This is a genomic window from Burkholderia sp. LAS2 (assembly GCF_018417615.1).
GTDB classification, from domain to species: domain Bacteria; phylum Pseudomonadota; class Gammaproteobacteria; order Burkholderiales; family Burkholderiaceae; genus Burkholderia; species Burkholderia sola.
Map to the genome: position 1 here is coordinate 1,107,677 of NZ_CP071054.1, position 11,468 is coordinate 1,119,144.

Sequence of the window (11,468 nt, forward strand, 5' to 3'; positions counted from 1 at the left end):
AACGAGACTGCCGGGGATCGGCTCAGCCCTGCAGCGCTTTCAGCAGCAGCGCTTCGGCCTGCGCGTCGGAGAGCGCCGCAAGCTGCTCCCGGGTAGGCGGCGCGTCGGCGCCGTCGACGACCGACGCGGAACGCGCGTGCGCGGCGGCCGGTGCGGGCGCGTCGCTCGATCGCAACGCATCGGCCGCGCCCTGCATGCGCGCCAGATGCGCGGCAAGCTGCTCGACGTTCGAACAGTCCCACAGCACGGCGGCGTCGAACGTCAGCCCGATCGTGTGCTGCACCTTCAACGAAAACTGGAGCGCGCTCATCGAGTCGAAACCCATCTCGACCCACGCGGCCGTGCGCGACACTTGCGCCTCGGCGATCTTGAGCCGCTCGGCGACGATCCGTACGATCCGGTCCGCGATTTCGCGCTCGATCAGCGTCGATTCGGAATGGGGCGCAACCTCGGCGACAGCCGGCGCCACCGCACCGTCACGCGCCGCGCCCGCATCCATCGCATAGGCGCCATCGGTCCAGCTGGCGACGGCCCGCAGTTCGCCTTGCAGATACGCACGACGACACAGCGCACGCGCGATCTTGCCGCTGGAAGTCTTTTCGATGGTTGCCGGCTCGACCAGCACGATCGCGTGCGGCGTGACCCCGAAGTCCTCGCCGATCGCGACCACCATCGCGCGCAGCGTGGCGTCGAGGTCCAGCGTGCGGCGCGCGGTGCGCCCGACTTCCTGGATGAGCACGAGCTTCTCTTCGCCGTCCGCCTGCACCGATACGGCGGCGCCGCACCCGCGGCGCAACGCCGGCACCGCGTCCTGCACGCACGCCTCGATATCCTGCGGATACAGGTTGCGCCCGCGAACGATCAGCATGTCCTTCACGCGGCCGGTCACGTACAGGCGGCCGTCGACGATCGCGCCCAGATCGCCGGTGCGCAGGAACGGACGGGCGCCAGGCTCGTCATCGACATGCGCGCCGAACGTCGACCGTGTCGCTTCGGGGTTGCCGTAGTAGCCCACGCCGATCGCGCCGCCGCGCACCCAAATTTCGCCGACGCCGTTCGGGTCGGCCACCGGGCAACCATCGGGCCCTGCGATCCGGATCTCGGTGCCGGGCGCCGTGCCGCCGCACGACACGAGGCTCTTCGCGTTCGCGGCGCCGGGCTGAACCGGTTCGACGATGCCTGCGGCAAGCTTCACGTTGTCGACGTCCAGATAATGGGCGCCTTCACCGTAAGGGACACCCGATACGATCAGGGTCGCCTCGGCCATCCCGTAGCACGGATAGAACGACCCAGGAGCGAAGCCGTGCGGGCTTGCGGCGTCGATAAAGTCGGTGACGGTCTGACGATGAATCGGCTCCGCGCCGCAGAACGCCACCCGCCAGCTGGACAGATCGAGCCGGCCGCCGTCGTCGCTTCCGTCGAGGGCGGCCGCGGCAAGCGCATACGCGAAATTCGGCCCGCCGGACGTCGTCGCACGGTGTGCGGCAATCGCGCGCAACCATCGCCCCGGCTGCTGGACGAACGCAACGGGCGACATCAGCACCACTGAAAGCCCGATCGACGCCAGTTGCAACGGCATCGACAGTCCCATGTCGTGATACAGCGGCAGCCACGACAGCATGCGCGTGTCGCGATCGTGCTGCATCAGCAGCGCGATCGACCGTTGGTTGTCGATGATGTTGCCGTGCGTGATCATCACGCCCTTCGGCGTGCCCGTCGATCCGGACGTGTATTGAAGAAACGCAAGATCGTCCAGCGCCGGCATGCGCGGCAACGCCGACGTGTCCTTCGCACCCGCGTCGACGAGCGCTTCGTACGTGACGAGCTGGCAGCCGGTGAACAGCTGCTGCGTCGCGCGCAGGGTCTCGATGGTCTCGACCGAGGTCGCCGGCGCGACGATCAGCGTGGCGCCGCAATTGTCGGCAATCGCGTGCAGCTTCGCCCATTGCGCGACCTTGCGCACCTGCTGCGGATGATAGGCCGGCACGGCGACGCGCCCCGATGCCAGGCATCCATAGAACGTGCAGACGAACTCGGCGCTCGTCGGCAACAGCAGCAGCACGCGAGCGCCCGGCTCGGTCAGTTGCGCGAGTCCGCGCGCCACGCGCATCATGCCGGCATGCAGATCGCCGAACGTGCTTTCGCTTTCGATCGCCTCGCCGTCGCGCAGGATGGTCAGCGCGACGCGGTCGGGGTCTCGCTCGGTGTGATGGGCGAGCGTCTCGATGATGGAGGTCGGTTCGACTTCCATCTGAAACACGTTCGGATTCGGATGCGTCGTCATGGTGTATCCAGAATGAGGTCCGTGCGCGCCGCCGCGCAAAGGCGGCGGCTTGCGCACGGGGGGTGATCTCATGCGTGTCGCAGGAACGCGTCCGCGATCGCGCGGCGATTGAGCTTGAGGTTGCGCGTGCGCAATCCGCCTTCGACGTCGAACGCGCGGTCGGTGAAAATCACCTTCACCAGTTGCCGTTGTGCGGGCAGCGTGCCGTTGACCGCGCGGACGAGTTCGCGCAGCGCGTCGGTGACGTCGGGATCGTCCGGCCGGCGTGTCGCGATGACGACGCTGAGCCCCGCTTGCGGGCCCGCCATCACGACGGCCACGTCGACGCGCGGATCGCGATACAACAGCGCCTCGATCGGCTCGGGATGGAATTTCTCGCCGTTGCTCGTGATGATCGCGTCCTTCTTGCGCCCGACGACGCGCAGAAAGCCGTCGCGGTCGAATTCGGCAATGTCGCCCGTCGCGACCGCATTCGGTGCGATGAATGTCGCGCGACTGTCCTCTTCCGGCGCATCGAAGTAGCCGAGCGACAGCAGGGCGTTCCGTGTGACGACGACTTCGCCGTCCTCCAGCAACGAGACGCTGCCCGGCTCCGCCGGCTGGCCGACCGTACCGACGCGTACCTGCCCGGGCTTGTTCCACGCAACCATGCCGGCCTCGGTGATCCCGAACGCCTCGTACAGCGCGATCCCGCAATCCCAGAAGAAATCGAGCGCCGCGCGCTTGATCGGCGCCATCCCGGTGACCATGTAGCGGATGTTGCCGCCGGTCAGCGCGCTCAGTCGCTCGGCGAGCGTCGACGGATCGCTGCCGGGCCCGGCAGCCGCGCGCGCCAGCGTATGCAGCGTCTCGTACAGCACCGGCGGTGCGATCACGAACGTCGGCTGGTGCCGCTTGAGCCCCGGAAAGAGTCCGTGGAACGGCACCGACACGAGATCGACCCCGTGATACAGGCAGAAGTAGTACGTCATCCGTTGCTGATAGTTCGCGAACGGCAAGAACGTCAGGAACCGCTCGCCCGGTGCGACGCCGAATGCGTCGCCATACAGACCGAGCAAGTGCGCGGTGCCGCGGCGGCTCATCACGAGCCCTTTGGTCCTGCCCGTCGTGCCCGAACTGAACACCAACGAATGGGTATCGGGCATATGCTCGACCCGCACCGGCTCGATGCGCGCGTGCGAATCGCCGCGGCTGGCGGGATCGATATCCACGACGCGCCCGGCGATCGTCTCGCCGGCATCGATCCATCGTGCGTCTACTGCCAGCACACTCAGCTGGTAGCGCTCGATCAACGCGTCGCACGTGTCGAGCAGGCCATCGTTCGGAAACGCGACCGAAACGCAGCCGAGCTCGATGCACGCCAGATCCCACACCATCCACGGATAGCCGTTCGGGGCCGCGATGCCGACGCGCGCCCCGGGTACGAGGCCGATTGTCTTGCCGCGCTCGACCGTGGCGAGCACGTCTTCGAACAGTTCGTGGAAGGTCCGGACGGTTTCGGCGCCCTTGTCGTCGACAAAGGTCAGCGTATGACTGCTGTCGCGCAAGCGCGCGACGAGATCGTCGAAGGTCATCATCGGCGTTGTCCCGTCACGCGTGCGCGACGCCCTCGGCGGACGCGTAGTACTTTTGCGCGGCGCTTTCATACATGTTCCAGAACAGCTTGCACGTGTGGCGCACCGCGAACAGCGCTTCCTGTTGCATCTCCACGGTCGTGCACAGGTCGGTCACGAGCGAGATGCCCTCGGCGACGTGCGCGACGTCCTCTTTCTGGTGAACCGAGAAGAATCGCGTGTCTTCCTCGGTGAGCCCGTAGCACTTCGCCAGAATCGAGTGGCGCGCGTCGCCCGCACGGGTTTCCAGGCTCTGCCCTTCGCTCGCGATCATCACCGCGGCGGCGCCGATATGGTAGGTACCCTCGCCCTTGCAGTTCTCGAGGCGATAGTCGATCAACTCGCGCGTGGCCGCGGACGGCGTCCACGCATCGCGCTCCTCGTCGCTGATGTTTTGCGCGCGAATGAAGTCTTCCATGAGCTCGACATGGTTCTTCGTTTTCGAGAAGCGCCCGGTTTCCTCTTCGAACAGGTTGTACAGCAGCCGGCGCTTGTGGTCGGGGAACGGGCAGCGGAAGTACAGGTTCTCGATGTACTCGAGAAAGTACCGGGTGATCTGGTATCCCTCGAGCGAGATGATCTTCAGCAAGCGCCAGTTTTTCTGCGGCGTGAACAACTCCGCGAAGATCGGGTGATCGAGCGTGAGCTGCTCGTCCAGCGTTTCGCGCAGCGCGCGCGAAAACGTCGCTTTGTCCATCAGCACGGCTTCTTTGGTGAGGGTCATGATCGTTCCCTGTCGGTGAGGTAACCGGCAATGTAATGGCCGCTTTCAAGACTGAAACCTGTCCGTTCGGGCGAGTGTTTCCCTTGCTGCGCCAACCCTGTACGTCAGTGCAGGTAGGCAGTGCGGTGGCTTGACGCTATAAAGCGGAACCCCTACGGCACTTGGAGAATCCGATGGACGACCACGCGAACGTGTTCGCTACGCTTACCGAACTGATTCCGCAGATTGCTGCGCTCGATATTGCGCCGGACATGCTGACGCGGGAAACGTCGCTGACGTCGGATCTGATGCTCGATTCGATCTCGCTGCTGTCGCTGATGGCGCTGACCGAGGATCGGCTCGGCATCAGCTTCGCATCGCACACGGAACAGGTCGCGAACCTCGAAACCATCGGCGATGCGGTCGATCTGGTGGAAATGCTGTTGTCCGTGAAAGCGTAACGAGATGACGATGAACGATCATCCGCACGACGCATGCAGGATGCCGTCGGCCGGCGGCGACGACCGTATCTGCCTGCTGGATGCCGGCGACCTCGCCGCGCTGCGCGCAGCGGCCGATGCCGGCGATGCGACTACGGCACTCGGTGCGTACCCGCGCATCGCTCGGCTTCGCGACGCATTGAACGCGCCCGGTTCCGGGCAGCTCGCCGTCGTCGTCGACGATCCCGAGATTCGCCGCACGCGCGAATTCGCGTCCTTGCCCCGCCTCCTGTCGGCCGCGCTCGACGTTGCGTCCGCATCCGTTGCGAACGCATGCATCGTCGTGCTCGGCGACGCGCTCGCGGACGGCACGGCCGCCATCGGCGAAGCCGGTACGCTATCGCCGGCGTCACTCGACACGCTCGCCGACGCGGTCGCCGAAATCGTGTTCGAGGTACGCCGCCGCGTCGACACGTACTTCGAGCAAGAGCCGCTGGCGTTGCCTGCCGAAACAGCCGGCGCGGCTTGCCTGCTGACGGCTGAAGCGGTGCTGGCCTGGCTTGCGACGCAAGCGTCGCCCGGCCTTCACGTCGTGCATGGCGATCGGCGTATTGCTTGGCGCGAACTCGCCGAAAGCGTCGCGCAAAGGGCGCCCATTCCGACGCGAAGCGATGCCGACGAGGCCGGCTCCGACGCCGTTCTCGCGCTACTCGAAACGAATCTGAAGCACGCCGAGCACATGCTGGGATACGCGGATGACGCGCACGTTTCCCCGACCGACATCCGTTCTCACCGACTACGCTGCGACGGCTTCGACTGGCAAGCCCGGATCGCTTCACGCGTCGCCGCTCACGCGGCCCGGCACGAAAGGCGCGACGCGCCCCGGTTTGTCGACCTGCCGTCTGCGCGCCGGATCACGACCGGCAGCGGGCATCGGTATCTGAATGCGGGGCGCGGCTCGCGGGCCATGCTGCTCATCAACGCATTCGGCATCCCGCACGACGTGTGGCACGACTTCGCGGCCGGATTGGCGCCGGATTTTTCGCTCTATCTGGCGGACGACGCGAGCGATGCGTCAGCCGATGCAGGACTGACACGCGCGTACTATTCGAGCCCCGATGCGCCGGACCGCTACGCGCGCAGCGTGGCTGAATTGCTCGACGTCGAGGGGATCGACGCGATTCACGTCGCGAGCTGGTGCGGAGGCGCCCGATATGCGCTGGCGCTGGCGCGCGCACTGCCCGGCCGCATCGCGTCGATGAGCCTGATCGCGCCGTCGTTTGCCGGCGCGCAGGACTACGACGGCGCCGACAGCGCGTACGAAAACAATCTCAATACGATGTGCTCGCTCGTCGCGCGCATGCCGAAGGCCGCGGACAGCATGGCCAAATCGATGATCGGGCTCCTGGAGAAGCGGGCACGCAGCGACGCACGCGAAGGCGGCCACGCATCGATGTTCGCGCTACCCGATTCGGCGACCCGTCACTGGCTGCACGCGCCGTTCGTGTCGGCGGCGAACATGATCGAATACAGCCAGCAACTGCTGAATTTCCGCGCCCATCGGATCGAAGCCGAACGCGACGGATCGATCGCCGGCATCCCCGCGCTGCTCGTGACCGGCGAATACGACGAAATGACCTGCGCGATTCGTGCGCGAGCCATTACGTCGGCCCAGCTTCGCCCGATCCAGATCGAGCTCCAGGCCGGCAGTCATCACATGGTTCAGCAGAATGCGGCGCTGCTCGCGCAACTCGTCGGCGCGTTCGTCGGCGATCGGGCGCTGACACCCGACGCACTGCCGCATCCGAGACTGCGCGTCCTCCCTGCGGCCGACCGCGGCGAGAGGGAGAGGGAGACAGAGATGGAATCGGGCGAACTGTGACGCACGCGCCTTCCGATGCCCGTTCGGACAGTTACAGGCCCCGGGCATCGATCACTAAAGTCGCACTGTGAAGCAAGCCGGATCACACGCGGCCGATCGCGTCGTACAACTCGCAAACGACGCACAAGCCAACGCCAACCCGCTGGTCGGAGATGTCGAATGTACGCAAACAGCCTAGTCGAACTGATCGGCGATACGCCGCTGCTGTATCTGAAAAGCCTGTCGAATGAACACAGGCGAATCCGCGTGTATGGAAAGCTCGAGTGCTACAACCCCGGCAACAGCGTGAAGGACCGGAGCGCGCTGCAGTTGCTCCGCCAGGCCGAGCGCGACCATGGCCTCAAGCCGGGCTGGTCGATCGTCGAATCGACGTCGGGCAACATGGGGCACGCACTTGCGATGCTGTGCGCCACGCGCGGCTATCGCTTCATTTGCGTGCTCGATCCGAAGACGCCGAAGACGAATGCGAATCTCGTGCGCGCATTCGGCGGAGAGGTCGAGATGGTCGAACACCCCGACGAGACGGGCAGCTATCAGCGCAAGCGCATTGCGGTCGCGAAGGCGATTGCCGCGAGCGTGCCGAATTGCGTGAACCTCGATCAGTACAACAATCCGGCCGCGATCGACGCCCACTATTACTCCACCGGGCCCGAAATCGTCTCCCAGCTCGCCGACCGGCTCGACGCCGTGATCGTGTCCGCGAGCACCGGCAGCCATCTGAGCGGCATCGCACGCTATGTGAAGGAGCGCGACCCGGCCACCCGCGTGATCGGTGTCGAGCCCGACGGCTCGGTCGTGTTCGGCGGCACCTACCGGCCGCATCTGCAGAACGGCGCGGGGCTCAGTTTTCAGCCCGGCAACATCCTGATTCATCTCGTCGACGAAACGATGCGCATCGTCGATCGCGATGCGTTCGTCGGCTGTCGTCGCCTCGCGCTCGACGAAGGGTTGCTGCTCGGCGGTTCGTCCGGCGCCATCGCGCAGGCCGCGCGTCGCTACGTCGCCACCTTGCAAGGTCCGGCCAACATCGTGCTCGTCTTCCCCGATAGCGGCACCAAGTATCTCGACACGATCTACGACGATCAGTGGCTGGTCGATCATGGCCTCCAGGCCGTGCTCGACGACCTGTGCACCGACGCGCCCCCGCCACGCGCCGAAAGCGCCGTGGCCCTCGAAACCACGTGATCCAGGGACACCCATGAACGACTCCATCCGTACCTTGCTTGCCGACGGCGCGCAGTATCCGATCGCGTTGCCGAAGGCCAACGTCACGCACGTCACCTATCGCTGGACGAACGCCGTCGACGATACGTTGGGCGCGCAGATCGTCGAACTGATGCGGCGCACGAGCGAAAGCGCGCCGATCATCGGCTTCGCCGAAACGATCACGGACGCGGAAGCGAGCCGCTATCTCGACGAACTGCGCTCGAATCTCGCCGCGGAAAAGGTGCGCCTGCTGACGATCTTCGCGAACACCGGGCAGCTGATCGGCCTGTGCACGTTGCGCCGCAACCTGAACCCCAACAATCGCCATATCACCGATCTCGCGAAAGGCATGATCCACGACGCCTGTCGCGGCGGTGGCGTGCTGCCTGCCGCGTTCGTCGAGATCGCGCTGCAATGCGATCGGGACAATGTCGAACTGTTGACGCTCGACGTGCGAGACGGCACGCCCGCTCACCGCGTATGGGAACACTACGGTTTTCAGACGTGGGGCACGTTGCCGGACTATGCCCGCGCAAACGGGAAGATGCATGCCGGCCACTTCATGATGCAGCGCGTGGCCGACCTCAAGGAACGCGCGCTCGGCATGCTCACCGGTCGCGACGCCGACCGCACCGCCCCCGTCAAAGCAACGGCATGAGCCACGCCATCTACGACGGGCCGATCATCGACTCGCACTGCCACATCGCGTCGACGCGCTTCATCCCCACTGCGTTCCTCGAGGGATTCTGCGCCAACGTTCATGTCCGGCTCGTCGCCAACGGCGTACGGAAATCGCGATCGGAACTGCTCGATACCTATCTCGCGCAAAGCCAGGACCACTTCGGCGATGCACTGGTGGCCGACATGACGTCGGCCGGGATCGAGCAGGCCGTGGTGTTGCTGCCCGATTTCACGTACGTGATGAAAAGCGACCTCACGATCGCCGAGATGTATGCCGAGCATCATGCAATTCTGCAGCGTCACGGCGAGCGCTTTCACGTTTTCGGCGGCATGGATCCGCGTTGGGGCGCGGACGGTGTCGCGTTGTTCGAGAAAGGCGTGGTCGAGTACGGCTTCTCCGGATTGAAACTCTATCCGCCGTGCGGCTACAGCCCCAGCGACAAGCGCCTGTACCCGCTGTACGAAATCTGTCGCGCCCACCGGTTGCCGGTGCTTCTGCACGTGGGGCCGACCAGCCCGGCGCTCGAGTTTGCGTACTCGCACCCGGATCTGCTCGATCGCGCGGCGTTCGATTTTCCCGACGTGAACTTCATCCTCGCGCACGGCGCCGTCCATCACGTCGACGCTTGCGCGCGACAGTGCGCGTATCGACCCAACGTGTATCTCGACGTCAGCGCATTTCTCGGCTCGCAGCATCCGCAGGGGTGGTCGGTCGCGCTCGCGGAGCTGTTCCGCATGAACATCAATCACAAGATTCTGTTCGGCACCGACTGGCCGGTCTTTCGCAACTCGGGCGGCCACCGCAAGGTCATGGAGCAGTTCCTCGCCGCCGATGGCCCGCTCGCGGCGGTCGCGCCGGTGCAACGCAAGTGGTTGATGTCGGGCAATACGCGTGCGCTGCTGCCGGCATCGCGCACGATCGATGCGGTCGCGTGATTCCGGCCGTCGCATGCGACGGCCGTCCCGCACGCACTATGGGCTCGCCGCTGCGTCGATGATCGGCGCGCTGCTCGTCTGGACCGCATGGCCGGGGCATCGCGCCGACGCGATGGCGGAAACCGCCGACGCGCCGGACCACTGGCGCGCCGACGAACGGGCGCAGCTCGAATCGATGCGCCTGCCCGCGAACGTCGTCGTCAAAGTCGACCCGTCGAATCGCGTGGCCACGTCCGCACCGGCGGCGCAGCTTGGCAAGCGTTTGTTCTCCGATCCGCGGTTCAGCCGAAACGGCGCGATCGCCTGCGCAAGCTGCCACACCACCGATCGCCAGTTCGAAGACGGCCGACCGCTGGCAATCGGCCTGGGCATCGGCGTGCGTCGCACGATGCCCGTCGTCGGCATGACCGATGCGCCGTGGCTGTTCTGGGATGGCCGCAAGGATAGTATGTGGTCGCAGGCGATCGGGCCGATCGAGGATCACAACGAACACGGCGGCACCCGGCTGCGCGCCGCCCATGTGCTTGCCGAGCACTACCGCGACGCTTACGAGCCGCTGTTCGGACCGCTGCCCGACCTGAGCGCGCTGCCCCGTGACGGCGGCCCGCTCGGCACGGACGCGGAGAAAGCGGTGTGGCAGCGACTCGACGAACGCACCCGCACCGACGTGTCGCGCGTGTTCGCGAATCTCGGCAAGGCGATCGCGGCGTACGAAGCGACGCTTCAATACGGGCCTTCACGCTTCGATACCTATGTCGACGGCGTCCGGACCGGCGACCCGGCCAAGCTGGCCGCGCTGACGCCGACCGAGAAAGCAGGCCTGCGCCTGTTCGTGAACAAAGGCCAATGCATGACCTGCCACACCGGGCCCATGCTGAGCGACCGGCAGTTCCACAACATCGGCGTACCGCCACGTAGCGGAACGGCTGCCGATCCCGGTCGCGCGGCGGCGGTCGCCAAGGTGTTGCACGACGAATTCAACTGCATGGGGCCGTTCAGCGACGCGAAGCCCGAGCAGTGCGACGAGTTGCAGTTCATCTCGACCGACGATCCGCACATGCTCGGCGCGTTCAAGACGCCGAGCCTGCGCAACGTCGCGCTGCGGCCGCCGTACATGCACGCGGGTCAGTTCGCTTCGCTGGACGCGGTGATGCGCCACTACGCGGACGCGCCCGCGGCCGCGATCGGGCATAGCGAACTGAAAAGGATCGCGTTGTCGGATGACGAGCAACGGCAGCTCGTCGCGCTGCTCGGCGCGTTTTCCGGCCCCATCGTCGAGCGCTGATCGTCCGCGCCGTCGTGCGTCAGCGCGACGCGTCGCGAACGGCGACGCCCATCACCTTGACCTGGCCGCCAAACGGCAACGCAGCGGCCTGATAGACGGTTCGCGCCGGCCGGCGATCCGCGGGAAACAGGTCGGCATAAACCCCGTTCACGTCCGCGAGCGCACCGATGTCGGAGAACGCGATGTCGACGAACACGAGATCCCGCGGGCTGAATCCCGCCGCCTCGATCGCACGGAACAGGTTCGCGAACGCGCGCCGCGCTTCTTCGGCCGGCGTACCGGGCACATAGCGGCCGTCGGCATCCAGCGAAAGCTGGCCGCTGAGATAGCAGGTGTCGTTCGCGACCACCGCATGGCTGATCGGCGACGGCCACTGCGGCAGTTCATGGCCCGAGGTCACATAGTGTTTCATGCAGTGCTTCTCCTTGAAGCAGGTGG

The 11,468-nt window shown here is 65.9% G+C and carries 10 protein-coding genes; 6 read left to right on the forward strand and 4 right to left on the reverse strand.

The annotated features are described in order from the left end of the window. Positions 1 to 22: 22 nt before the first annotated feature. The 3 genes from JYG37_RS33955 to JYG37_RS33965 form a co-directional block, all read right to left on the reverse strand. Entirely contained in the window at positions 23 to 2,284 is a 2,262-nt protein-coding gene (locus JYG37_RS33955) for an AMP-binding protein (RefSeq protein ID WP_050016612.1), read from the reverse strand. A 68-nt stretch (positions 2,285 to 2,352) separates the two neighbouring features. Then, positions 2,353 to 3,861 (reverse strand): AMP-binding protein, encoded by a 1,509-nt coding sequence (locus tag JYG37_RS33960; RefSeq protein ID WP_050016613.1) that lies wholly within the window; start codon positions 3,859 to 3,861, stop codon positions 2,353 to 2,355. 13 nt (positions 3,862 to 3,874) lie between these two features. Next, a complete protein-coding gene (locus JYG37_RS33965; protein ID WP_050016614.1) occupies positions 3,875 to 4,621 on the reverse strand; it encodes an iron-containing redox enzyme family protein in 747 nt (248 codons plus the stop codon). Between the two features lie 173 nt (positions 4,622 to 4,794). Between JYG37_RS33965 and JYG37_RS33970 the strand changes: the two genes are divergently transcribed. The 6 genes from JYG37_RS33970 to JYG37_RS33995 all read left to right on the forward strand — a co-directional run bounded on the left by JYG37_RS33970 (position 4,795) and on the right by JYG37_RS33995 (position 11,030). Next, entirely contained in the window at positions 4,795 to 5,061 is a 267-nt protein-coding gene (locus JYG37_RS33970; RefSeq protein WP_050016620.1) for an acyl carrier protein, read from the forward strand. Positions 5,062 to 5,071: 10 nt separating this feature from the next. Further along, entirely contained in the window at positions 5,072 to 6,922 is a 1,851-nt protein-coding gene (locus JYG37_RS33975; protein WP_213346811.1) for an alpha/beta hydrolase, read from the forward strand. A gap of 159 nt (positions 6,923 to 7,081) precedes the next feature. Beyond that, on the forward strand, positions 7,082 to 8,107 hold the full coding sequence (locus tag JYG37_RS33980) for a PLP-dependent cysteine synthase family protein (RefSeq protein ID WP_239469026.1): 1,026 nt from the start codon (positions 7,082 to 7,084) through the stop codon (positions 8,105 to 8,107). Between the two features lie 13 nt (positions 8,108 to 8,120). Beyond that, positions 8,121 to 8,786, forward strand: coding sequence for a GNAT family N-acetyltransferase (locus tag JYG37_RS33985; RefSeq protein ID WP_050016626.1), 666 nt, complete (start codon positions 8,121 to 8,123; stop codon positions 8,784 to 8,786). Further along, positions 8,783 to 9,745: an amidohydrolase family protein gene (locus JYG37_RS33990; protein ID WP_050016628.1), complete on the forward strand. Its 963-nt coding sequence runs from the start codon at positions 8,783 to 8,785 to the stop codon at positions 9,743 to 9,745. Before JYG37_RS33985 ends, JYG37_RS33990 begins: the two co-directional genes overlap by 4 nt. 13 nt (positions 9,746 to 9,758) lie before the next feature. Further along, entirely contained in the window at positions 9,759 to 11,030 is a 1,272-nt protein-coding gene (locus tag JYG37_RS33995; protein ID WP_235356272.1) for a cytochrome-c peroxidase, read from the forward strand. Between the two features lie 19 nt (positions 11,031 to 11,049). On the opposite strand, the gene JYG37_RS34000 is transcribed toward JYG37_RS33995, so the two are convergent. Beyond that, positions 11,050 to 11,442, reverse strand: coding sequence for a RidA family protein (locus JYG37_RS34000; protein WP_089490172.1), 393 nt, complete (start codon positions 11,440 to 11,442; stop codon positions 11,050 to 11,052). Positions 11,443 to 11,468 lie beyond the last annotated feature (26 nt).